Genomic DNA, 23,285 nt, shown 5'->3' with positions numbered 1-23,285 from the left:
CAATCCGAGAGAGGACCACATGACCACCCTGGAGATTCCGAACGTCGGCACGTTCGACGTCGAGCTGTGGGACCAGGGCAGTGGGAAGCCGCTGCTGTACCTGCACGGATACGAGCGGCACCCGGGCGGCGCCGGCTTCCTGCGCCGCCTGGCCGAGGACCGGCGGGTGCTCGCGCCCGAGCAGCCCGGGTACGGCGGGTCGACCGGCTTCGAGTCGTTCGTCGACGTGCACGACGTCGCGCTCTACCACCGCGAGCTCGTGCGGTCCTGGGGCATCGACTCGATCGACGTCGTCGGGCACTCGCTCGGCGGCATGTTCGCCGCGGAGCTGGCGGTGCTCGCCCCGCAGCTGGTCCGCAGACTGGTCCTGGTCAACGCCTACGGCCTGTGGCTCGACGAGCAGCCGACGCTGGACCCGTTCGGTGCGGCCGCTGAGGTGAAGGCCGCGAAGTGGCACGGCGAACCGCCCGCCCGGGAGCCGTCGAACTTCACCCCGGACCCGGACGACCCGCACGCCGCGATCCTGTTCGACGCGCAGAACCTCGGCTCGGCCACGAAGTTCATGTGGCCGATCGCCGAGCGCGGCCTGCGCAGGCGGCTGCCGCTGGTGGCCGCCCCCACGCTCGTCGTGCACGGCACCTCCGACGGACTGCTCCCGCTGTCCTACGCCGAGGAGTTCGTCCGGCTCGTCCCGGACGCCCGGCTCGCCCCGGTCGAGTCCGCCGGGCACTACCCGATGGTCGAGCAGGAGGACACCTTCGTCTCGCTCGTCACCGACTTCCTCAACCAGTGAACCGCGTCGAACAGCGAGGAGACCGCAGCATGGGACGAGTCGAGGGCAAGGTCGCCCTGGTCACCGGCGGTGCCGCCGGGATCGGCCGGGAGACGGCGCGGACGCTGGCCCGCGAGGGCGCCCGCGTCGTGGTCGCCGACATCAACGTCGACGGGGCGAAGGAGACCGCCGCCGGGATCGGCGACGCCGCCACCGCCGTCCGGTTCGACGCCACCGACCAGGGCTCCATCGAGGACCTGGTCGCCGGGGTGGTCGCCGAGCACGGCCGGATCGACGTCATCCACAACAACGCCGCGCTGGTCGGCCCGGACGCCTGGTTCACCGACGGCACCGTGGTCGGCACCAGCGTCGAGATGTGGGACCGCGCGTTCGCCACCAACGTCCGCAGCATCTTCCTGATCTGCAAGAACGCCCTCCCGCACATGATCGGGACCGGCGGCGGGTCGATCGTCAACATGGCGTCGGTCGGCGGCATGCGCGGCGGCGCGGCGCTCACCGCCTACGGCACCACGAAGGCCGCCGTGATCGGCTTCACCCGCTTCGTCGCCGCCCAGCACGGCAAGCAGGGGATCCGCTGCAACGCCGTCGCGCCGGGCGTGATCCGGACCCGCCAGCTGCTCGACGCGGTGCCCGACCTGCCCGCCCAGGCGCTGCCCGGGGTGGCGTCGCCGCGGGTCGGCGAGCCCTCCGACATCGCGAACATGGTGCTGTTCCTGGCCTCCGACGAGTCGGCCTTCGTCAACGGCGAGGTCTACCGGGTCGACGGCGGCGCGATGGCCGCAGGCCCCCGATGACCCTGCGACCGACCCTGCACCACCGGACCCGGGAGACCCCGTGATCAAGCTGACCGTGCTGTACGGCACCCCGTCCGACGTCGACGCCTTCGACGCCCACTACCTGGGCACCCACGTCCCGCTGGCGCAGCGGGTGCCCGGGATCGAGAAGGTCGAGGTCACCCGCTTCCAGCCGGGTGCCGACGGCGCCGCACCCGAGTTCCACCTGATGGCGGAGCTCTACTTCGCCGACGCCGACGCGATGGGCGCCGCCCTCGCCACCCCGGAGGGCCGGGCACTGGGCGCCGATGTCGCCAACCTCGGCGGCACCCCGGCGACCAGGCTGCTCGGCTCCGTCGCCTGACCACCCGAAGGAGCACCGTGAAGTTCCACTGGTTCGCCCAGCAGTACTACACCAAGCTGCCCGCCGACTACGGCGACACCGTCCACAGCTCGTGGGTGACGCCGCCGGCCTCGGTGGCCGATCCGGTGCAGGTCGGCGAGGACTACCACACCTACCTGCGCCTGATGCAGCAGGCGGACGGCCTCGGCTGGGACTCGTTGCTGCTCAACGAGCACCACCAGACCTCGCTGGCGATGACGCCGTCGCCGAACCTGATCGCCTCGATCCTGGCCGCGACCACCGAGAACGCGGCGATCGCGCTCTGCGGCAACTCGCTGGCGCTGTACAACCCGCCGATCCGGGTGGCCGAGGAGATCGCGATGCTGGACTGCCTGTCCGGCGGCCGGATCATCGCCGGCATCGTGTTCGGCACGCCGATGGACACCGCGTTCGCCTACGGCGTGCCGCCGATCGAGCTCCGCGAACGGTTCCACGAGGCCCGGGAACTGATCACCCGGGCCTGGGCCGCCCGGGAGCCGTTCGCCTTCAACGGCCGCTACACCAAGCTGCGCTACGTCAACCCGTGGCCGCGGCCGGTGCAGGACGAGATCCCGGTCTGGATCCCCGGCTCCGGCAGCCCGGAGACCTGGGACGTCGTCAACGCCCTCGACTACTGCTACGGCTACCTGTCGTTCTCCGGTAAGCAGAGCGCCGCTCCGATCGTCGGCGGCTTCTGGGACTACACCGAGAGCCAGGGCGCCAACATGAACCCGAACCGGATGGCGTTCACCCAGATCATCTGCACCGCCGACTCCGACGCCGAGGCCGAGCGGCTCTACGGCGACGCGGTGCGCTACTTCTACCGGCAGAACCCGACCGGCATCGAGTTCGCGACGCCGCCCGGCTACAACACGCCGGCGTCGATCCGGGCGAACCTGACCAGGGCCCGCACCCAGTCCGCCGAGGAGCGGCTCAGGGCGACCCGCGGCGAGCTGTCCTTCTGGGAGTACGACGAGCTGGGCTACATCATCGCCGGCACCCCGGAGCGGGTGGAGCAGCGGGTCCGCGAGCTCGCGACCGACCTGCGCATCGGTCAGCTCATCACCTGCATGCACGTGGGCGACCTGCCGGAGGAGGTGGCGGCCCGGAACAACGAGCTGTTCGGCACCCGGGTCATCCCGAAGCTGCGCGACCTGTGGGCCGACGAGGAGGACCGCTGGACGCCGCGGATCAGCCAGGACCGGGTCGCGGCGAAGTTCGGCGGGATCGCGGCGTGAGCCCCTCGCCCGCTCCCGGCCGGGCCGCCTCCGCGGGTGCCGCCCGGACCGGGAGCGGGCGGTGCGGCCGCGACTGATCTGTCCGGAACGCCCGGTCGTGACCTAGCGTGGGTGCACCGACGGCGTGGTGCGCGGAGAGGGCGGTGGAGCCTGTGGTGATCGCGGAGGGGGACGAGCGGCCCGCCGCCGCCGGGATCATCGCCCGGCTGCTGCACCTGCTGGCCGCTGAGGCACCCGGCGCCGAGTTCGACCGGCTGACCGGCTCGCTGGAGGACGCCGCCGCCGGCCCGCCGGAGCACGACCGCGACGAGCTCCTGGTCGCGATCGGCCGGGCCGGCCGGGTCCGGGAGCTGCTCGCGCACCGCAAGCGCCGGGAGAAGGAGACGCTCGCGCTGATCGAGATCGCGCGGGACCTGGCGTCGCTGCGCGACGTCGACGAGGTGCTGGAGGCGATCGTGCACCGGGCCCGGCAGCTGCTCGGCACCGACACCACCTACCTGGCGCTGCGCGACGACGAGATCGGCGACGTCTACATGCGGACCACCCTGGGCACCGTGACCCGGGCGATCGAGTCGATCCGCCAGCCGCTCGGCACCGGCGCCGGTGGCCGGATCATCGCCACCGGCGAGCTGTTCGCGACCTCGGACTACCTCAACGACCCGCGGCTGCAGCGCGACCCGAGCGTCACCGACGCGGTCATCGAGGACGGCATCGTCAGCATGATCGGGGTGCCGGTGCGGGTCGGCAGCGACGTGATCGGGGCGCTGTTCGTCGCCAACCGGCACGAGCGCACGTTCGACCCGTCCGAGGTGGACCTGCTCACCTCGCTGGCCGACTACGCCTCGGTGGTGATCGGGAATGCTCGGCTGTTCGAGCAGGCCGAGGCCACCGCCCGCCGGCTCCGCGCGGCCAACGAGGAGCTGGCCCACCAGGGCGAGCTGCTGGAGCGGGCGGGCACCGCGCACGAGCAGCTGATGCCGCTGGCGCTGCGTCGGGCCGACATCGGGGAGCTGGCGGAGACCGTCGCCCGGATGCTGGACGGGACGGTGGTCGCCGTCGGCTCGGACGGCGCCGTGCTGGCCGTCGCCGGTGCGGCCCCGGTCCCGGATCCGCTGCCGGCCCCCCGGGCCGGGGCGCTCGGCGCCCAGCTGGCCGCCCCCGGCGTCTGGACGGTCCCGGTGCGGGCCGGCGCGGAGGACTACGGCCACTTGGTGTTTCTCACGCCCGCGAGCGACCCGCCGGACCAGCCGGACCTGCCGGAGACCGACGTGCGCACCCTGGAGCGCGCCGCCCAGACGGCCGCGCTGTTGCTGTTGATGGAACGCCAGGTGTGGCGGGCCGAGCAGCAGGTCCGCGGGGAGCTGATCGACGACCTGCTGGCCGAGCGCGAACCGGACTGGACGGCGTTCGAGCGGCGGGCCCGCCGCTCCGGCGGGATCGACTTCGCGGTGCCGCACACCGTGGTCGTGCTCGCCTCGGCGGAGGCGGGCCGCCGGTCGCTGGTGCTCGCGGCCGCGGAGCACGCCGCCCGGCACGGCGGGCTCGCCCTGGAACACGCCTCCCGGGTGGTGCTGCTGCTCCCGAAGGCCGATCCGGGCGAGGTGGCCCGGCGGCTCCCCGCCGAGCTGGCCCGGGCCACCGGCGGCCCGGTCACCGCGGGGGTCGCCGGACCGGCGACCTCGGCCCGGGCGGTGCGCACCGGCCACCACGAGGCCCGCCGCTGCCTGCGGCTGCTCCTCGCGCTCGGCCGGGACGGCGAGGGCACCACCCGCGACGGGCTCGGCGCGCTCGGCCTGGTGCTCGACGGGTCGTCGCAGCGCCAGCTCCGCTCGCTGCTGGAGGAGACGATCCGGCCGCTCGAACGCTACGACGAGGAGCACAACGCGATGCTCGTCGCCACCCTGGAGTCCTACTACGACAACGGGGAGAACCCGCGGTCCGCCGCCCGCGCGCTGCAGGTCCATCCGAACACCGTCTACCAGCGCCTGGACCGCATCGACCGGGTGCTCGGCGGCAGCCACTGGCGGGACCCGGACGGTGCGCTCGCCATGCAGGTCGCGCTGCAGCTGCGCCGGGTCCTCGACCGGATCCCGGTGGAGGAGCTGCTCCCCGCACCGGGCTGAGGGCAGCGACCGCCATCCGTCCCGTCCCCCCGATGAAGGGCCATCGATGTCCCTGACCATCCACGACCCCGCCCACCACACGCCCGCCCCCGGTGCGGTGACCAGGCTGCTCTCCACGCTGCTGCACCTGCTCGCCGACGACGCCCCCGCCGAGGAGCTCTCCGCCGCGGTGCGCGAGCTGTCCCGGCTCGACGTCGCACCGTTCGTGCGGGAGGCGCTGGAGGACGTCGTCCGGGTCAGGTCGCTGCTGGACCTGCGGGCGCACCGGGAGCGGGAGATGCACGGGCTCTACGAGACCGCGCGCGACCTGACGTCGCTGCGCGGCACCGACGAGGTGCTCGGCGCGATCGTCGAGCGGGTGCGCCGGCTGCTCGGCTGCGACTGCAGCTATCTCGCGCTGGTCGACCCGGACACCGGGATCGCCGCGGTCCGGGTGACCTCCGGGACGCGGACGCCGGCGATCGCGACGGTCCGGCAGCGGCCCGGTTCCGGGGTCGGCGGCCGGGTGCTGCAGACCGGCCAGCCGGCCGCGACCGCGAACTACCGCCGCGATCCGCGGCTGCTGCGCGAGCCCGCGGTGGTCTCGGCGGTCGACGAGGAGGGGCTGGTCGCGATCGCCGGCGTGCCGATCAAGCGCGGCGCCCGGGTGATCGGCGCGCTGTTCGCCGCCGAGCGCCGGGAGCGGGCGTTCGAGCAGCGCGAGATCGCGCTGCTGACCTCGCTCGCGGTGCACGCCACCGTCGTCATCGAGAACGCCCGGCTCTACGAGCGGGTGCAGCAGGACTCGGTGGAGCTGCGGGACGCGAACGGGCGGCTGCAGGCGCAGCGGCAGGCCCTGGAGCGGGCGGCCCGGGTGCACGAGCAGCTGATCCCGATGGCGCTGACCCGGGTCGACCTGCCGCACCTGGTGGGCACCCTGGCCGGTCTGCTGGAGGGCACCGTGCTGCTGCTCGGCCCGAGCGGGGAGGTGCTGGCCAGAGGAGCGGCGCCCGGTCGCCCGTCGCTGCCGGCGCAGCGGAACGGCCCGGACGGGCCGAGCGTGCGCACGGTGCCGGTCCGGGCCGGCCAGGAGTCGTTCGGCAGGCTGGTGCTGTCCCGGGCCGGGGCGATCACCGACGTCGACGTGCGCACCCTGGAACGGTCCGCGCAGACCGCGGCGCTGCTGCTGCTCATGGAGCGGCAGGCCACCCTGGTGACCGAGGAGATGCAGGCGGAGCTGGTCGACGACCTGCTCGCCGATCCCGCCCCGGATCCGGAGGACTTCCGCAGACGGGCGCACCGGCTGGGGGTGCTGGACACCGACCGTCCGCACACGGTCCTGGTGTTCACCGCGATGGCGGTGCCCCGCAGGCGGCTGCTGCGGGCGGTGGCGGCGCTGGCCGCGCCGGTCGGTGGTGCCGCCGGTGAACGCGACGGCCGGGTCGTCCTGCTGCTGCCCGCCGACCGCGCGGACGGGGAGTCGGCGGGCGCGGTGGCCCGGACCGTGGCGGCCCGGCTCGGCCGGGTGACCGGCGGGCGGGTCACCGTCGGGGCCGCGGGCCCCGGCCGGGGCCCGGAGGCGCTGCGCCGGCTGCACGGTGCCGCCACCCGCTGCCACCGGCTGCTGCTGGCGCTGGACCGGGCCGGGACCGGCGCGGGCATCGACGAGCTGGGGGTGGTGGGCTCGGTGCTCGACGACGTCACCCCGGCCCAGGTGGGCCGGCTGCTGGAGGGGACGCTCGGCCCGCTGCTGCGCTACGACGTCGAGCACGGCACCGAGCTGGTCGGCACGCTGGACGGCTACTTCGGGGCCGGGCGCAACGCCCCGGACGCCGCCCGGGCGCTCGGGGTGCACGTGAACACGGTGTACCAGCGGCTGGACCGGGTCGACCGGGTGCTCGGCGACGTGGGCTGGCGGGAGCCCCGCGGTGCCCTGGAGATGCAGCTGGCGCTGCGGCTGCACCGCCTCCGGGGTGACCCGGCGGCCTGACGGGCGGGTTCAGGTGGTCGCGTCGAGCGAGGCGATGACCTTCGTCGGCCGGATCCGGACGACCAGCTCGCCGGGCACCCCGTTGCGCCTGCCGAACTCCTCGGCCCGGTCCGCGCCCATGTACCGGCCGCCGAGCGCGGTCGCGGTGCGCAGCAGCTCGGCGGGATCGTCGCTGGTCTCGGCGACGCCCTGGACCTGCACGAACGCGTACGGCGGGGCGGAGAGGTCGGCGCTGAGCACCACCCGGGGATCGCGGGCGATGGCCCGGCCCTTCGCGGTGCCGGCACCGGTGTTGAACACGATCCGGCCGTCCTCGACGAGGAACCAGACCGGGGCGACGAGCGGCCTGCCGTCCCGCGCGGTCCAGCCGAGCATGCCGGTCCGGGTGCCCGCGTTGAGGAACTCGACGATCTCGGGGGTCAGCGTGCTGTCACTCATCGCGTGAGGTTAACCCCGCCGGTCCGGCCGCCCGGCTGACCAGCTGCTCGTAGACGGCCGGGCGGTCGGCGTCGATCACCGGGTGGCCGCGGCCGAAGCCGCCGTTGCACCAGCGGACGTCGATGCCGGGATTGGCGATGTTGGTCCCGTCGTGCAGGAACAGGTGCGGGCTGCACAGCACCCGGCCGTCGCGGGCGGTGTCGAACTGGTCCGTCACCGCGGCCCGCGCCGTGCCGGCGTCGAGCGCCAGCGCCAGCGCGGGCACGTCGACCGCGCCGGTCTCCGCGGCGACGTCGAGCACCACGTGCCGCATCGAGATGCACCGGCCGTACCGCCAGAACGCCCGGCGCAGCGCCCGGTCGAGCTGCTCGCTGGCCGCCCAGCCCTGGGCCTTGGCCGCGTGCACCGCCTCCAGCGGCAGCAGGGTGGTCACCGGGTAGGTCCAGTCCGGGCCCTGCCAGAGCTGCCAGCCGGCGCCGGGTTCGACGGCGCCGAGCACCGAGATCTCCGAGTCCACCCCGGGGCGCGGGTTGACCTCCCGGTTGAACAGCTCCAGCGGGAACGCCCGGATGTCGAACCGGACCACGCCGTCCAGCCGGAGCCGGGTCCGGGTGGTGTGCAGCCGGTGCACCGCGACGTGCGCGAACGAGCAGTTCAGGTCGGCGTAGACGACGACGATGCCGGGTTCGGTCGGCAGCCGGGGATCGCCGGTCGGGGGCGCCGGGACAGATCCGGTCATCGGCGCCCCGCAGCGCGGTGGACGGGGCGGGTGCCGTGCGCGAACGTGGCCACCGTCCGCCCCCGCGAGGTGACCGTGCCCTGCCAGCTGTAGCTCTGCCCGACGCCGTCGCGGCCGGGCAGCGACATCCGTCCGAACCGGACCGAGATCCTGTCGCCCGCGCGCACAGGCACCGGGTCGGCGATCGGGAGGTAGCAGTGCTTCCAGCTGTCGGAGGTGGCTCGCCGCTCGATGTCGTCCCCGGAGATGTCCAGCGTGACGGCCGGGGAGAGCTGCGCGACGAACCAACCCTTGAACCCGGTCAGGGTGCCGTCCCGGGTCGCCCGGTAGCCCAGTGCCACGGAGTACTCGGCCGCGGTTAGTGCGGTCTCGAGATCGTGCATGCGCACGGTCTGCGGGGTGCCGAGGTAGCAGCTGCGCGGCACGATCACGTCGTAGTAGAGGTCGAACGGACCGAGCGCGCCGGTCGCGTCGAGTGCCTCGTCGAACCGGGCCCGGGAGACCGCATCCGCCGGGGTGGCCCGGCCGACCTGGTGGTGCGCGTACCCGGCGTCCACCGGTACCAGATGGGTGGCCGAGCGGAGCGGCATCATCCGGCCGCCCGGCGCCAGGAACCGGCGCCGGGCGTCGGCGAGGATCGCGACGCAGTTCTCGTTGTCGGTCAGGTTCCCGAGGATCTCCGAGACGATGACGTCGACCCGGCGGGGGAGCTCGACGCCGAAGGAGGTCCCCGGCACGGGGACGAAGCGGTCCGCACCGAATCCGGCGTCGGCGAGCCGCCGGGCGGCGACGGCGAGTACGCCTTCGTCCCGGTCGAGCCCGAACACCGTGTCGGCCCCCGCCTCCAGCGCCCAGCGGGCCAGGATCCCGGTCCCCGTGCCCAGGTCGAGCACGGTGTCGCCGGGCCGGACCGTATCCAGGACCGCGGCCCGGAACGCGGCCATCCGCAGGACGTCGCCGAGCATGAGGTCGTGGAAGCCGTCGTCCCACTCCACCAGACGCTCCGACGCGGGCAGCCACACCTGCTCGGCCCGGTAGATCCGGCCGGGCACCCCGCTCCGGTGGATCGTCAGCGGACGGGTCCCCGGGCCGGCGACCGGCATCCCGGTGGTGAGGTCGAACGTCGTCCGGTGCAGCGGGCAGGTCAGGCGCAGGGCGCGGGCGTTGAGGTAGCCGTGGGACAGCCGGCCGAGCCGGTGCGGGCACAGCGAGTCGACCACGATCTCCCGGCCGTCCACCCGGATCCGCAGCCGTTCACCGGGCAGCTCCTCGATCGAGGACTCCTCGGTCACGACGCCGACCTCGCCCGGTCGACGGCGGCCTCGAAGGCGTCGTCGAGCAGGCCGGAGAGCAACCTGGCACCCACCCACAGCCGGGTCGCGTCGAGCCCGTTCGCCTTCTCGACCTCGCGGATCGCGACCTGCAGTTCCTCGGTGTGGAAGGTGTCGATGTGCAGGTGCTCGGTGTAGTAGCGGCCGCCGGCGATGCGCAGTCGCTCGCAGGCCCTGGCCTGGACCCGGAAGGCGTTCGGGATGCTCGATTCCAGGTAGGCCAGCGCACCGAGGAAGTACTCGATCCGGGGGGCCCGCTGGCTGAGCCAGTAGAAGGCGTTCAGGAACCGGTAGGTCTCGTCGGCGGTGCCCGCCAGGTAGTGCTCCGGCTCGGTGGGGAGCCCGAGCTCGGCGAGCAGGTCGGCGTAGAGCATCGAGTGGGCTTGCATGATGTTGCCGCAGCCGAACTCGTCGATCAGGACACGCATGACGGCCATTTGGGCCCTGATCGGCAGCCGCGGGACGGCCGGGAAGAAGTTCTGCGCCTCGGTCAGCCCGTCGAGCGCGAACTCCCGGACGACGTCGGTGAACTGGGCCCTGGTCGCGTGCTCCGCGAGATAGCGCCCGGTGTCGCTGCCCGACCGCTCCTCCTCGAGGAGCGCGTGCAGCAGATCGAGCCAGTCGCGCCGCGACCGCACCGGCGTGGTGGCCCTGGTCAGTCGCTCGACGTGCGGGACGATCCACTGCTGCTCGAGACGCTCGATCGCCGCACTGCTCGCAGCGGTCGGGAGCGAGCGGTTCAGCCGGAACAGCAGCTCCTGGTGGCGGTGCGGCGGCACTGCCGCGTGGGCCACGGGTTCGGACAGTGCACTCATGGACGATTCTCCTCCGCCCGGGTCGCGATGGTTGCTCCGTCGGCGGCGGAGCTGAGCACTCCCCGCCGGTACAGCTCGGCCTTGAGATGACGGACGAAGTCGGGCGCGTCGAGCCCGTACCGCGCGCGTGCCGCGGTCAGCCGGTCGGCGAGGACCGGGCAGGCGGGGTCCCTGGCCAGGGCCGCGCACAGCTCGGGCTCGACGTTGGCGAGCGCGAGCACGTAGCCGTCCACACCGGTCGGGCTGCCCACGAGGTGTTCGAGCCCCTGGAGCACCGGCACGCCGGGGTCGGAGTCGACCAGCCTGCGGGTGAAGTCCGGGTCGCCGCCGGAGTCCTTGATCCCGATGACGCCCGGGATCCGGCAGATCCGGTGCAGGCAGTCCAGCTCGAGCGGGGTCGGGGCCGCCACCGGCTCCAGGTAGACGACGATCGGCAGCTGCCCCCTGGCGAGCTGCGCGAAGTGCAGGTAGGCGTCCTGCTGGGAGACGCGTTCCCCGAACGGCGTGCTGACCGCGACGGCCCTGGCCCCGGCCCGGCGGGCGGTCCGGATCCGGCTGAGTGCGATCCCGGTCGTGGGCGCGAGCACCCCTGCGACCACCGGGAGGTCCCCGGCGTGCCGGACCGTCGCGGCTACCATGTCCCGCCAGTGCCGTCGCCCGAGCAGCGCGCCCTCCCCGGTGCTCAGGGTCGGCAGCACCGCGTTCACATGCGGCCGGACCGTCGCCATCATCCGCCCCACCGAGTCACCCGAGACGGCGCCGCGCTCGGTGAGCGGGGTGACCAGCGCGGCGACGACCCCGGTGAGCCAGCCCCCCGTTGGCCGGCGGCTCACAGGACCTCTCGCGGCAGGCGCACGACGAGGGACTCCCGGTAGAGGTGTTCGAGTGCTTCCGGGAAGCGCGGTTCCGGGCCGGTCACCGGGTCCGGGGGGTACACCGGCAGGCAGGCTTTCCGGTTCCGCACGAGCCGGGGGCTGGCGGAGGTCAGCCGCCCCTCCCGCCGCATGACCATGCCGAGCAGCAGCCGCTCGTGCGTCGGGAACCGGCGGCAGAGCGGGTTGGACAGGCCGCGCCGGACGTCGGCCTCGTCGTAGGCGGGCCGGTGGATGTCGACCAGGGTGTGCAGGTTGTCCATGAACGGGTAGTAGAAGTCCTGCAGGGCGCGGTCGAGGCTCCAGATCGTGTCGTCGCAGCGGCCGATCTGCTCCATGCTCATGACGAGCCGGGCGTCCATCCGGGACGTGAAGAACGACTTGCAGGCTATCCGCAGTCGCTCGTCGCTGCTGTGCATGCCGAGGAAGAGCGCCGCGTCCACGTAGTCAGAAGTCATCACGGTCGATCAGGTGGCGCATCCGGCCGACGGCGGCCGCGAACATCTGCGGCTCCCTGGCGAGCGCGAGCCGGATGTACGACTCGCCCCGTCCGGGGTCGCTCCAGAAGAAGTGACGACCGGGAAGTACGTACACGTCGTCCTGCGCGAATCGTTCCTGGATTCTGGTCGCGGTCAGCACCGGATGCGTGACTCTGGCCCACGCGACACTGACGCTCGCGACCGGGTCGATCAGTTCGAGGAACGTTCCGTCGAGGGCTTTCCGGACCTCATCCCGGTTCGTCCGGAGAAGGCTCCGGACCGAACGCATCCGGTCGGTTACGGAATCTTCGACGTAGCGGGTCAGGAGTCGGAGCACGAAGGGAGAGACATTGAGCAGGACGCTCGTGTGGATGTTGTAGATCTCGGGCTCGACATCCCTGCTCGCGGTGATCATCGCTGCTTTTGTGTCCTGCACCGGCCAGGTCTTCCCGGTGTCCTCGATCGCGATGTATCGGATGCCGGAACGCTCCAGCATCTCGTACACGTCGAACCGATCGAGAATGGGGTCGAAGAGGGTGAACGCGGCGAAGCAGAAGTCCAGCACGAGAAGTACGTCGTGGTCTCGGCAGAATCTCACGACCTCCTCGAACCCGCGCGTGCCGTGGGCGAGCAGGGTGGAGCCGGTGGGGTTGTTGGGATCGACGAGGAACAGCACGTCGGTCCGAACCCGGCTGCGCAGCGTCTCGTAGATGCGGTCGACGTCGTACATGGCGGACTCGTCGAGCGGTCGGAGCGGGACCCCCTGGTTGGCGAGCACGTCGTGCAGGTTGTCGAAGCACGGTTCGATCAAGGTGACGGAGAGCCGGTGCCGGTGCAGGTACATGCCGACGACCACGGTGGACACCGACGCGGCATAGGACAGCATCGACCGGCGCAGGCCCCGCGCCGTGTGCTGGCCTTGGAGCCGGAAGAAGGCGTCGATGAAATCGTCCTCGCAGGCCGACTGGAAGTCGGACTCGGCCCCGTACCAGATCTGTGGGAGATCGGCGACGATCAGCTCCTGAGCCGGGGACTGGGACTGGTGGGTGTGCGCGTCGGCAAGATTGAACCGTGTGCGCAGCGCGGCGATCTCGTGCTGAGTCAGGTCGACCGAACGTGCGTCCGCTTCCGCGATCCGCAAGGGGCCGGGAGGGGGCGTCCAGTTCGCGTGCATAGATTCTCCGTCGATGTCGGTGACCGGCCACACCTGGTCGCGAACCGGCTCCGGGCCCGCTCGACCGATGTGGTGGAGGGTGATCGAGGGTGTCGACGGGACGCGTCGTGGAAAATGTCTGACCGGTTGGTCGAGTGAGTAAATGATGCGGACCCGTGAATATTCGTGGAGCGCATCGTGGACACCCGCAGATCCAGACCGATGGGCGAGTGAACGTGATTCCCGGTCCATTCCCTTCCCCCGAGCGGACTGGAGTCCGCTTCAGTGAGGGTGCCATAGCGCTCATGGGCAGGCAAGGGGTCGATTCGGCTCGCGCTGCGCCGATCAGGAAATGGATGCACGTCCGGCGACCGAATGTCCGAGTGGGTATCCGGAACCTTGCCAATTCGGACGACGGATCGGTGGACGGTGGCGACGGCGGGTCGTCACCACCATCGTCGTCCGGGGTGCCCGCCCGGCCTCGAACCGCGAACCACTGCGTACGATCAGCGCGCTCCCAATCAGACCTCCGGGATGGAGGCGGACCTCATGAACGACGGGCTCGGTCAGGTGTACGCCGTCGCTCCCGCGGGCCTCGCCAACGAGCCCGTTCCGCTCCCCGCGACGGCGCCGGCTCCCCGGGAGCGTGCGGATGCCGCCCGCAACCGGAGCCGGATCCTCGCCGCTGCGGCCGAGCTGTTCGAGGAGCGCGGGGCCGACCGGGTGTCCCTCGACGCGATCGCCGAGCGCGCGTCCGTCGGCAAGGGGACGGTCTTCCGGCGCTTCGGGGACAAGGCGGGTCTGGCCGCCGCACTTCTCGACGACCGGGATCGGGACCTCCAGCAGCGGATCGTGTTCGGCCCCCCACCGCTGGGACCCGGTGCGCCGGCGGCGGTCAGAATCTTCGCGTTCTTCGACGCCTACCTGGAACTGATTGACGTCAGCCTGGACCTGCTGAGACTGTCGGAGACCGCGTCTCCGGGTGCCCGGTTCCGGGTGGGGTCGTACCGGTTCTGGCACCACCACCTGGTCATCCTTCTGGCCGAGGCGGAACCGGCGGTCGACGCGACGGTGACCGCCCACCTGCTGCTCGCACCGCTGGGTGCCGACCTGCACCATGCGCTGCGCGGCCGAGGTGTCTCCGCGGACCGCGCGCGCGAGGCCGTGGCAGCCCTCGTCGCGCGGCTGGTGGGTGACCGCCCTCCCGGCTAGTCCCCGGACTCGGTCGGGAGGCCGGCGGCGATCCAGTCGTCCTTGCCCTCGTCGTAGTCGAGGACATTGGTGTAGCCCAGGGCGCTCAGCTCCCGCGCGACCGTCGCCGAGTTCCGGCAGGGGGAGTTCGCGCAGTAGACGATGATCTCGGCGGACCTGTTCGGCAGGAGCGTGGGGCCGAGGCTGTCCACCTCGTCGACCGGGAGGTTCAGGGCGCCCGGCAGGTGGGCCTTGCGGTAGTACTCCGGCGGCAGCGCCTCCACCACGATGGTGCGTCCTGCATCGATCTTGTCCTTGACTTCGTCCCGATGGACCGTCCGGATCATCTGGCACCTCCCATTTATGTGTGTACGCACGCACTATATCGACGGGTGTGTACGCACGCAAGGGTTAGGCTCGTCGGCATGGCCGAGGAGACGGGGATCGAGGCGTGGCGGGCCGTGCTGCTCGCGCACGGCGCCGCAGTGCGGGCCATCGAGCGGGACGTGCAGCGCTACGGGCAGGTCTCGCTCAGTTGCTACGACGTGCTTCTCGAGCTGAGGCTGGCGGGTGGTGACGGCCTGCGGATGCAGGATCTCGCCGAGCGGGTGGTGCTCAGCCGGACCAGGGTGAGCCGGCTGGTCGACGAGATGGTCCGGGACGGGCTGGTCCTGCGCAGGCCGGACCCCCACGACCGGCGAGTGAGCTGGGCTGTCATCTCGGAGGCGGGCCGCTCGGCCCTGCGCGCGACGGCGCCGGTGTACCTGGACAGCATCCGCACCCACTTCGTCGCGCGGCTCGAGGACGGTGAGGCCGAGGTGCTCCGCCGGGCCCTGATGCGGGTGGCCGGGCGCCCGGCCGACGAGCCGCTGCCGGGCGCGGCGCCGCGATGAGCACCCGGGACGGCGCACCGGCGCTGCGGGCGGGGACGGTGCTGGGGCGGCAGGTGGACGGCGTGTCCTGCGGCCCGTCGGTGCTGGTGGTGACGGCCGCGCTGACCGGCGCCGGCTGGCCCGGTGCGGTCGGCGCCCGGTTCGGGGCGGCCCAGCGGCTGGCGCACCGGCAGGCCAACCGGCTGTGGCCGCGGGCGCTGGGCACCACGCCCTGGGGCATGCGGGCGTGACTGCACCGGCACGCGCCCGCCGCGGGCCGGTTCCGGGTCCGCCCGGCCACCCGGGCGGTGCTGGGCCGGGTCGCCGCCGCCGGTCACCCGGTGCCGGTGCTGGTCGGCTCCCGGTGGCTGCCGCGGCACTGGGTGTTGGTGGTCGGTGCCGGTGCGGACGGCCGGTGGCGGACCTACGAGCCGTCCTCCGGGCAGGTGCGCACGGTCGATCCGGAGTCGTTCCGGGACGGCTCGGCGGCGCGCTCGGCCGGGTGGCCGCGGGCCTGGGCGGTACTCCTGCCGGCCTAGCGTCGTAACGCGGCGTGCTCCGGCGGTGATCCGAACGTAACGGGAACGGGTGAGGGTTCGGGGCATGTCGGACCCCCGCTCCCTGTTCTCCGCACTCGGCCGTCGTGACCTGTTCCGGGCGGCCGCCGCCGTCACCGCCACCGGGGGGCTGCTCGGCTGCTCGGGCGCCGGGGCGGTGCTGCCCGCGGCGGCGCACGGGGTGCTGCCGGACGGTCCGCTGCAGCCGGGCCAGGGCGACATCCCCGGCGACCACTACCTGGGCTCCGAGCCGGACGCCGTCCGCTGGGGCTACGTGCCCGCGATCGGCGCCGAGCCGGTGCTGACCGTCCGCTCGGGCCAGACGGTCACCATCGACACGGTCTCGCACGAGGGGATCCTGGAGGACCAGGGGCGCGACCCGGTCGCCTGGTTCGCCCGGCACGGCGTCGCCGCCGACGGGGTGCTGACCGACGCGGTCGCGATCGCCCGGGACTACCGCCGCACCCCGCGCGACTTCGACGCCGACGGGCCGCACGTCATCACCGGGCCGATCTTCGTCGAGGGTGCCCGGCCGGGCGACGTGCTGAAGATCGAGACGCTGTCCGCGGTGCCGCGGGTGCCCTACGGCGTGATCTCCAGCCGGCACGGCAAGGGGGCGCTGGCCCGCACCCGCGACGGCGGCGCCCCGGACGGCATCACGGTCGACGAGATCATGCCGCCGGTCGGCACCGACGGCAGGCCCACCGGCGACCCGCAGCAGCAGGGGAACGTCTCGCTGTTCACCGCCGTCCGGCCGGGCGCCGACGGCCTGCCGCAGGGCGTCCTGCCCTACGGCGACGGGCAGGAGGTGGCGTTCGGGCTGCGCCCGTTCATGGGCACGATGGGCGTCGCGCACGCGGCCGCGGGCAGCGAGAACGCCCCGGAGCTCAACTCGATCCCGCCGACGCTGGGCGGTGGCAACATCGACATCCGGCTGCTCGGCCCGGACTCGGCGTTCTACCTGCCGGTCCGGTCCGAGGGTGCGCTGTTCTACGTGGGCGACCCGCACCTGGCGATGGGCGACGGCGAGGTGGCGCTGACCGCGCTGGAGGGCTCGTTGCGCGCCACCTTCCGGCTGACCGTGTGCCGGCCGGGGGAGGGGACCGCGCCGTCGCCCGCGTTCGGCTACCCGTTCGGCGAGACGCCCGACGCCTGGGTGCCGATCGGGCTGTCCGACCCGGACGGGGTGATCGGCGGCCAGGAGACCGACCTGGGCGTGGCGATGCGCCGGGCCGTGGTGAACGCGCTGGACTTCCTGGAGGCCGACCGGGGGATGGACCGGGCGACCGCCTACGCCTACCTGTCGGCGGCCGCGGACTTCTCCGTGTCCCAGGTGGTCGACCGGACCGTCGGCATCCACGGCGTCATCCCGAAGGCGCACTTCCCGACCTGAACCGCCGAACCCGGGCCGGAATCCTGTCGGTGCCGACTCGTAGACTTGACATGTGACCGAGACCCTGCCAGCGCGTACTGCCGAACTGCCCGCCAAGTGGACCCCCGGCGAGGTAGAGGGCGACATGTACCGCCGCTGGGTCGAGCGCGGTTATTTCCGGGCCGATCCGGCGTCGGGCAAGCCGGCGTTCAGCATCGTCATCCCGCCGCCGAACGTCACCGGCAGCCTGCACCTGGGCCACGCGATGGACCACACGCTGATCGACGTGCTGACCCGGCGCCGCCGGATGCAGGGCTACGACGCGCTGTGGCTGCCCGGCACGGACCACGCGGGCATCGCGACCCAGTCGGTCGTCGAGCGGCGGATGGCCGCCGCGGGCGAGCCGGACCGGCACGCGATCGGCCGGGAGGCGTTCGTCGAGAAGGTCTGGGAGTGGAAGGCCGAGTCCGGCGGCTCGATCCTGGGCCAGATGGAGCGCCTGGGCGACGGCGTCGACTGGTCCCGCGAGCGCTTCACGCTCGACGAGGGTCTGTCCCGCGCGGTCGCCACCGTGTTCAAGAAGATGTTCGACGACGGCCTGATCTACCGGGCGGAGCGGCTGGTCAACTGGTCCCCGGCGCTGCGCTCGGCGATCTCCGACATCGAGGTCGACCACGCCGAGGTCGAGGGCGAGCTGGTCTCGATGCGCTACGGCGACGGCGACGCCTCGGTCGTCGTCGCGACCACCCGGATCGAGACGATGCTGGGTGACACCGCGGTCGCCGTGCACCCCGGCGACGAGCGCTACCGGCACCTGGTCGGCACCGAGATCGAGATGCCGATCACCGGCCGGCGGATCCCGGTGGTCGCCGACGACTACGTCGATCCCGGGTTCGGCTCCGGCGCCGTCAAGATCACCCCGGCGCACGACCCGAACGACTTCGAGGTCGGCCGCCGGCACGACCTGCCGATGCCGACGATCATGGACGAGACCGGCACGATCGCCGGGACCGGCACCCGGTTCGACGGGATGGACCGGTTCGAGGCGCGCGCCGCGATCCGCGAGGAGCTGCGCGCGCAGGGGCGCATCGTCGCCGAGAAGCGCCCCTACCTGCACTCGGTCGGGCACTGCTCGCGCACCGGCGTGCCGATCGAGCCGCGGCTGAGCCTGCAGTGGTTCGTGAAGGTCGAGCCGCTGGCCCGCGCCGCGGGCGACGCCGTCCGCTCCGGGGCGACCACGCTGCACCCGAAGGAGCAGGAGCGCCGCTTCTTCGACTGGGTCGACAACATGCACGACTGGACGATCAGCCGTCAGCTGTGGTGGGGGCACCGGATCCCGGTCTGGTACGGCCCGGCCGGCGAGGTCGTGTGCGTCGGGCCGGACGAGCAGCCGCCGTCCGGCGAGGGCTGGCGGCAGGACTCCGACGTCCTGGACACCTGGTTCTCCTCCGGGCTGTGGCCGTTCTCGACGCTCGGCTGGCCGGACGAGACGCCCGACCTGGCCGCGTACTACCCGAACTCGGTGCTGGTCACCGGCTACGACATCCTGTTCTTCTGGGTCGTCCGGATGATGATGTTCGGGACGTACGCGATGGGGGAGACCCCGTTCCGGGACGTCTACCTGCACGGCCTGATCCGCGACGAGCACGGCAAGAAGATGTCGAAGTCCAAGGGCAACGTCATCGACCCGCTCGCGCTGATCGACGGCTATGGCGCCGACGCGCTGCGCTTCACCATCGCCCGCGGCTCCAACCCGGGCACCGACATGTCGCTGTCGGAGGAGTGGGTCGCCGGGTCCCGGAACTTCACCACGAAGCTGTGGAACATCACCCGGTTCGCGCTCGCGAAGGGGGTCACGGCCGCCGACGCCGCGGACCTGCCCGCGGAGGCCGACCGGACCGACGCCGACCGCTGGATCCTCGGCCGGCTCGCCGAGGTGCGGGAGCAGACCGACGAGCTGCTCGACGCCTACCAGTTCGCGAAGGCGACCGAGGGGCTCTACCACTTCGCGTGGGACGAGCTGGCCGACTGGTACGTCGAGCTGTGCAAGACCCAGCTCGACGACCCGGCGACCGAGCGCGGCACCCGGGCCGTCCTGCGGCACGTGCTCGACGCGCTGCTGCGGATGCTGCACCCGATCGCGCCGTTCGTCACCGAGGCGCTGTGGACCGCGCTGACCGGTCGGGAGACCGTCGTGACGGCGGCCTGGCCGACCGCCGCGGACACCGGCGCGCCGGTGGACCGGGCCGCCCACGCCCGGATCGCCGACGTGCAGAAGGTGATCACCGAGATCCGCCGCTTCCGGACCGAGCAGGGCCTGCCGGACCGTCGTTCGGTCGCGGCGCGGCTGGTCGGGCTGTCCGGCGCGGGGCTGGCCGCGCACGAGCGGGCGGTCCGGTTCCTGAACCGGCTCGACGCCGCCGGCCCGGAGTTCTCCGCGACCGCGACGTTCGAGGTCGCCACCTCCGGGGGCCCGGTCACCGTGGAGCTGGACACCTCGGGCGCGATCGACGTCGCCGCCGAGCGGTCCCGGCTCGGGAAGGACCTGGCCGTCGCCGAGAAGGAGCGCGACCAGGCGGAGAAGAAGCTGAACAACCCGAAGTTCACCGAGAAGGCCCCGGCCGAGGTGGTCGACGGGATCCGCGAGCGGCACGCGACGGCGCTGGCGGACATCGAGCGGATCGCGGCGCGGCTGGCCGCGCTGCCGGAGGTCTGAGCGGCGTGGCACCCCGGGACGACCGGTACACCTACGACCAGTTCGACGAGGAGGACTCGCCGACCTACGGCGGGGACCGCTGGGCCGAGGGCGGCTTCGGCCGCGACGACGAGGACCCCGACGGCGGATCGGCTGACGGCGCCGAGGGGGCTGGCGGCCCCCGCAGCGCCGCCGGCGGCGACGGCGACGGCGACGGCGGCAGCCCGGACGGTACGGCCACCGCCGATTCCGAGTCCGATGACGAGGCAGATGACGGGGACGGGGACCGGGCCGACGCCGCCACCCGCGCCGACGCCGCGGAGGCACCGGAGAAGGACGCCCAGGAGGCCGTGATCGCGGCCGTCCTGGAGCGGATCCGCGGCGGCGAGGACCCGGACGTGGTGCCCGCCCAGTCCACCGTCACCGGGTTCGCCGAGTTCCTCGCGGTCGACGCCGCGCTGGACCGGCGCTGGCCGGAGTCGGTCATGGAGCCGTCGCTGGACCGGATGCAGGCGCTCTGCGACGCGCTCGGCGAGCCGCAGCGCGGCTACCCGGTGGTGCACCTGACCGGCACGAACGGCAAGACCTCGACGTCGCGGATGATCGACGCGCTGCTCACCGAGGTCGGCCTGCGGACCGGCCGCTACACCAGCCCGCACCTGCAGCGGGCCACCGAGCGGATCAACCTGGACAACCGGCCGATCAGCCCGGAGCGCTACGTCGCGGCCTACCGCGAGGTGGAGCCGGTGGTCGAGCTGCTCGACGCGAAGCGCGGCGACGGGCCGCAGCTGAGCAAGTTCGAGGTGCTCACCGCGATGGCGTTCGCGACGTTCTCCGACGCCCCGGTCGAGGCCGCCGTGATCGAGGTCGGGCTCGGCGGCCGCTGGGACGCCACCAACGTCGCCGACGCGCACGTCGCCGTCGTCCTGCCGGTCGGCGTCGACCACGCCGAGTACCTCGGCGACGACGTCGTCGCGATCGCCCGGGAGAAGTCCGGGATCATCAAGCCGGGCTCGGTCGCGGTGCTCGCGGCGCAGGACAAGCAGGTCGCCGAGGTGCTGATCGAGCGCTGCGCCGAGGTCGGCGCGCAGGTCGCCCGGGAGGGCGCCGAGTTCGGCGTCCGCGAGCGCGAGATCGCCGTCGGCGGGCAGCGCCTCGAGCTGCAGGGCCTGTCCGGCCGCTACGACGACGTGTTCCTCCCGCTGCACGGCGAGCACCAGGCGTCGAACGCGGCGATCGCGCTCGCCGCCGCCGAGGCGCTCGTCGGTGCGGGCACCGCGCAGCCGCTGGACCCGGACGCGGTCCGCGCCGCGTTCGCGTCGGTGCGCTCCCCGGGCCGGCTGGAGCCGGTGCAGGGCGGGCCGGACGTGCCGACCGTGCTGCTCGACGCCGCGCACAACCCGGCCGGCGCCGCCGCCCTGGCCACCGCGCTGACCTCGGAGTTCCGGTTCACCCGGCTGGTCGGGGTGATCGGCGTGCTGGAGGGCAAGGACGCGCGGGGCATCCTCGCTGGCCTCGAACCGGTGCTGCACGAGGTCGTCGTCACCGCGAACTCTTCGCCGCGCGCGATGGACCCGGACGAGCTGGGCGCGCTCGCCGCGGAGGTGTTCGGCGCCGACCGGGTCAGCGTGGAGCCGTCCCTGCAGCTGGCGATCGAGCAGGCGGGCGAGCTCGCCGAGGAGGCGGGCGGCTCGGGCGTCGGCGTCGTCGTCACCGGTTCGGTGGTGACGGCCGGCGAGGCCCGCGCCCTGTTCGGCAGGGAGCCGGAATGAGCGACATCCCGGGGGTCCCCGAGGGCGTGCGGCCGCCGCCCACCGACCCGATGAAGGGCGCCCGCGGCGTGTTCGCGGCGACCCTGATCCTCGAGGCGATCGTGGTCCTGCTGGCGCTGCTGGTGCTGCCGCAGTTCGGCAGCGGCTCCACCGGGCTCGGCGTCGGCGTGATCATCGGCCTGGCCGCGGCGATGATCGTCACCAGCGGGCTGCAACGCCGCCCGTGGGGGCTGAACGCGGCGCTGGTGCTGCAGGTCCTGCTGGTGGTCGCGGCGTTCGTGTTCCTGCCGTCGCTGGCGATCGTCGCTTTCGCGTTCGTGATCGTCTGGGCAATCCTCGTCTGGATGCGCCGGGAGGTGGCCCGGCGGATGGCGGCCGGGATGCTCCCGTCGCAGCAGGAGGAGTAGCCCGAGATACCACTGACCACACCGACGAGGTCGACCACGCCGCCGCCTGGGTGACGAGGAACTTCCGGGAGGCGCTCGACCGGCTCGGCAGGGCGTGGCCCGCTACCTCGACCTGGCCGACGTCCTGAGGTTCGCGGAGGCGGCACTCGGCGAGCAACCGGTGGTCCGCGACTTTCGGGCTCCTGGAGTCAGCGCTCGCCCGCCCGGCGACGACCGTGCTCGGGCAGGACGCCTATCCGGCTGTGCACCTCAAGGCCGCGGCGCTGCGTGACCTGACCGAGGGTGCGTGACACCGGGTCCGGGGCCGGCACCGGCCGTCGTTACCCTGGCGGGCGTGACTGAACGCACTCTCGTCCTGGTCAAGCCCGACGGGGTCCAGCGCAAGCTCGTCGGTGAGGTCGTCTCCCGGATCGAGCGCAAGGGCCTCGATCTCGTCGCGCTCGATCTGCGCACCGTCGACCGCGAGCTGGCCACCCAGCACTACGCTGAGCACGACGGCAAGCCCTTCTTCGAGGAGCTGATCTCCTTCATCACCTCCGGCCCGGTGCTCGCCGCGGTCGTCGAGGGCCCGCGGGCGATCGCCGCCTGGCGGCAGGTCGCCGGCGGCACCGACCCGGTCGAGAAGGCGGCCCCGGGCAGCATTCGGGGCGATCTGGCGCTGGAGACCGGATCGAACCTGGTGCACGGCTCGGACTCGCCGTCCTCGGCCGACCGGGAGATCAAGCTCTGGTTCCCGAACCGGTGACGGCGCAGGTCGGCGTCCCGCACAGGGTCGTCGACCCGCCCCCGGACGCGGCCCGCGCGCTCGGGGAGCTCTGGATCGCCGTCACCGAGGCCGGTGGCGCGGTCGACTTCGTGCCCGGCTGGGATCCCGCCGAGATCCGGGACCTGGCCGCGGCCACGATCGACGACGTCCGGTCGGGGGCGCTGCGGATGATCGTCCTCGGCGACCCGGCCGCCCCCGACGGCACCGTCTTCCTCGCCCGGGGCAGCGGCATCGCCGCACACCGGGCGGACGTGCAGCGGCTGATGGTCCGGCCGGAGCTGCAGGGTCGCGGGCTCGGCACCGTCCTGCTGGACGCGGTCGTCGCGCTCGGCCGGGAGATGGGCGTCGAGATGCTGACGCTCGGCGCCCGCGGCGGGACGGCGCTGCCCGGCTTCTACGCCGCCCGCGGCTTCGTCGAGTACGGGCGGCTCCCGCGCGGCGTCCGGCTCGCCCCGGACGACGCCCGCGACGTCCATCTCTTCGTGCTGCCGCTGACCTCCTGACGACCTGATGATCGTGTGACGCCCGTTGGCCGGATGGCAGACGGG

24 protein-coding genes are annotated in these 23,285 nt (G+C 73.1%); 16 read left to right on the top strand and 8 right to left on the bottom strand.

Translation table 11 applies throughout. From position 1 onward, the window contains the following. Positions 1-19: 19 nt before the first annotated feature. The 6 genes from ACVJO7_RS11095 (at position 20) to ACVJO7_RS11070 (ending at position 7,278) form a co-directional block, all read left to right on the top strand. On the top strand, positions 20-793 hold the full coding sequence (locus tag ACVJO7_RS11095; protein WP_344020599.1) for an alpha/beta fold hydrolase: 774 nt from the start codon (positions 20-22) through the stop codon (positions 791-793). Positions 794-822: 29 nt separating this feature from the next. Continuing rightward, entirely contained in the window at positions 823-1,587 is a 765-nt protein-coding gene (locus ACVJO7_RS11090; protein WP_491672792.1) for an SDR family NAD(P)-dependent oxidoreductase, read from the top strand. Between the two features lie 40 nt (positions 1,588-1,627). Beyond that, complete coding sequence (locus ACVJO7_RS11085; protein ID WP_344020595.1) at positions 1,628-1,930, top strand: EthD family reductase; 303 nt, start codon at positions 1,628-1,630, stop codon at positions 1,928-1,930. 17 nt (positions 1,931-1,947) lie between these two features. Continuing rightward, positions 1,948-3,186 (top strand): LLM class flavin-dependent oxidoreductase, encoded by a 1,239-nt coding sequence (locus ACVJO7_RS11080; protein WP_344020593.1) that lies wholly within the window; start codon positions 1,948-1,950, stop codon positions 3,184-3,186. Positions 3,187-3,329: 143 nt separating this feature from the next. Beyond that, positions 3,330-5,309, top strand: coding sequence for a helix-turn-helix domain-containing protein (locus ACVJO7_RS11075; RefSeq protein WP_491672791.1), 1,980 nt, complete (start codon positions 3,330-3,332; stop codon positions 5,307-5,309). Between the two features lie 46 nt (positions 5,310-5,355). Next, entirely contained in the window at positions 5,356-7,278 is a 1,923-nt protein-coding gene (locus ACVJO7_RS11070) for a helix-turn-helix domain-containing protein (RefSeq protein WP_491672790.1), read from the top strand. 9 nt (positions 7,279-7,287) lie between these two features. On the opposite strand, the gene ACVJO7_RS11065 is transcribed toward ACVJO7_RS11070, so the two are convergent. From ACVJO7_RS11065 to ACVJO7_RS11035, 7 genes are read right to left on the bottom strand one after another with little or no spacing between them, the layout of a single operon-like run. Then, a complete protein-coding gene (locus ACVJO7_RS11065) occupies positions 7,288-7,716 on the bottom strand; it encodes a PPOX class F420-dependent oxidoreductase (RefSeq protein ID WP_491672789.1) in 429 nt (142 codons plus the stop codon). Further along, positions 7,709-8,455: a DsbA family oxidoreductase gene (locus ACVJO7_RS11060; protein ID WP_491672788.1), complete on the bottom strand. Its 747-nt coding sequence runs from the start codon at positions 8,453-8,455 to the stop codon at positions 7,709-7,711. Before ACVJO7_RS11060 ends, ACVJO7_RS11065 begins: the two co-directional genes overlap by 8 nt. Beyond that, entirely contained in the window at positions 8,452-9,747 is a 1,296-nt protein-coding gene (locus ACVJO7_RS11055) for a methyltransferase domain-containing protein (protein ID WP_491672787.1), read from the bottom strand. Before ACVJO7_RS11055 ends, ACVJO7_RS11060 begins: the two co-directional genes overlap by 4 nt. Beyond that, the gene (locus ACVJO7_RS11050) at positions 9,744-10,601 is read right to left on the bottom strand and encodes an iron-containing redox enzyme family protein (RefSeq protein WP_491672786.1); all 858 of its coding nucleotides are present in this window, start codon (positions 10,599-10,601) and stop codon (positions 9,744-9,746) included. The genes ACVJO7_RS11055 and ACVJO7_RS11050 overlap by 4 nt, the downstream gene beginning before the upstream one ends. Beyond that, positions 10,598-11,434, bottom strand: a complete 837-nt coding sequence (locus tag ACVJO7_RS11045) for a dihydrodipicolinate synthase family protein (protein ID WP_491672785.1) — start codon at positions 11,432-11,434, stop codon at positions 10,598-10,600. Before ACVJO7_RS11045 ends, ACVJO7_RS11050 begins: the two co-directional genes overlap by 4 nt. Further along, entirely contained in the window at positions 11,431-11,931 is a 501-nt protein-coding gene (locus tag ACVJO7_RS11040; protein ID WP_491672784.1) for a DUF6190 family protein, read from the bottom strand. The genes ACVJO7_RS11045 and ACVJO7_RS11040 overlap by 4 nt, the downstream gene beginning before the upstream one ends. Beyond that, entirely contained in the window at positions 11,921-13,126 is a 1,206-nt protein-coding gene (locus tag ACVJO7_RS11035; protein ID WP_491672783.1) for an aminotransferase class I/II-fold pyridoxal phosphate-dependent enzyme, read from the bottom strand. The genes ACVJO7_RS11040 and ACVJO7_RS11035 overlap by 11 nt, the downstream gene beginning before the upstream one ends. A 528-nt stretch (positions 13,127-13,654) precedes the next feature. Here ACVJO7_RS11035 and ACVJO7_RS11030 point away from each other — a divergent pair. After that, positions 13,655-14,317 (top strand): TetR/AcrR family transcriptional regulator, encoded by a 663-nt coding sequence (locus ACVJO7_RS11030; protein ID WP_491672782.1) that lies wholly within the window; start codon positions 13,655-13,657, stop codon positions 14,315-14,317. Here ACVJO7_RS11030 and ACVJO7_RS11025 read toward each other — a convergent pair. Further along, positions 14,314-14,643, bottom strand: coding sequence for a rhodanese-like domain-containing protein (locus ACVJO7_RS11025; RefSeq protein ID WP_491672781.1), 330 nt, complete (start codon positions 14,641-14,643; stop codon positions 14,314-14,316). The genes ACVJO7_RS11030 and ACVJO7_RS11025 overlap by 4 nt on opposite strands. 78 nt (positions 14,644-14,721) lie before the next feature. On the opposite strand from ACVJO7_RS11025, the gene ACVJO7_RS11020 reads away from it, so the two are divergent. From ACVJO7_RS11020 to ACVJO7_RS10980, 9 genes are all read left to right on the top strand, one after another. Further along, a complete protein-coding gene (locus ACVJO7_RS11020) occupies positions 14,722-15,189 on the top strand; it encodes a MarR family winged helix-turn-helix transcriptional regulator (protein ID WP_491672780.1) in 468 nt (155 codons plus the stop codon). After that, positions 15,186-15,419 (top strand): hypothetical protein, encoded by a 234-nt coding sequence (locus tag ACVJO7_RS11015; protein WP_491672779.1) that lies wholly within the window; start codon positions 15,186-15,188, stop codon positions 15,417-15,419. The genes ACVJO7_RS11020 and ACVJO7_RS11015 overlap by 4 nt, the downstream gene beginning before the upstream one ends. 57 nt (positions 15,420-15,476) lie before the next feature. After that, positions 15,477-15,707, top strand: coding sequence for a hypothetical protein (locus ACVJO7_RS11010; RefSeq protein ID WP_491672778.1), 231 nt, complete (start codon positions 15,477-15,479; stop codon positions 15,705-15,707). 64 nt (positions 15,708-15,771) lie between these two features. Next, positions 15,772-17,118: an acetamidase/formamidase family protein gene (locus ACVJO7_RS11005; RefSeq protein ID WP_491672777.1), complete on the top strand. Its 1,347-nt coding sequence runs from the start codon at positions 15,772-15,774 to the stop codon at positions 17,116-17,118. Between the two features lie 52 nt (positions 17,119-17,170). Further along, the gene (locus ACVJO7_RS11000; protein WP_491672776.1) at positions 17,171-19,813 is read left to right on the top strand and encodes a valine--tRNA ligase; all 2,643 of its coding nucleotides are present in this window, start codon (positions 17,171-17,173) and stop codon (positions 19,811-19,813) included. A gap of 5 nt (positions 19,814-19,818) precedes the next feature. After that, positions 19,819-21,564 carry a bifunctional folylpolyglutamate synthase/dihydrofolate synthase gene (locus ACVJO7_RS10995; protein WP_491672775.1) on the top strand — a complete coding sequence of 582 codons (1,746 nt, stop codon included), beginning with the start codon at positions 19,819-19,821 and terminating at the stop codon, positions 21,562-21,564. Next, on the top strand, positions 21,561-21,971 hold the full coding sequence (locus ACVJO7_RS10990) for a DUF4233 domain-containing protein (RefSeq protein WP_344020563.1): 411 nt from the start codon (positions 21,561-21,563) through the stop codon (positions 21,969-21,971). Before ACVJO7_RS10995 ends, ACVJO7_RS10990 begins: the two co-directional genes overlap by 4 nt. Positions 21,972-22,305: 334 nt before the next feature. Next, positions 22,306-22,716, top strand: a complete 411-nt coding sequence (ndk, locus tag ACVJO7_RS10985) for a nucleoside-diphosphate kinase (protein WP_491672774.1) — start codon at positions 22,306-22,308, stop codon at positions 22,714-22,716. After that, positions 22,713-23,240, top strand: coding sequence for a GNAT family N-acetyltransferase (locus ACVJO7_RS10980; RefSeq protein ID WP_491672773.1), 528 nt, complete (start codon positions 22,713-22,715; stop codon positions 23,238-23,240). The genes ndk and ACVJO7_RS10980 overlap by 4 nt, the downstream gene beginning before the upstream one ends. Positions 23,241-23,285 lie beyond the last annotated feature (45 nt).

The organism is Pseudonocardia sp. DxW (assembly GCF_058448985.1).
Note: the sequence above shows the minus strand (reverse complement) of the source record. Positions and strands in the feature narration are given on the sequence as shown.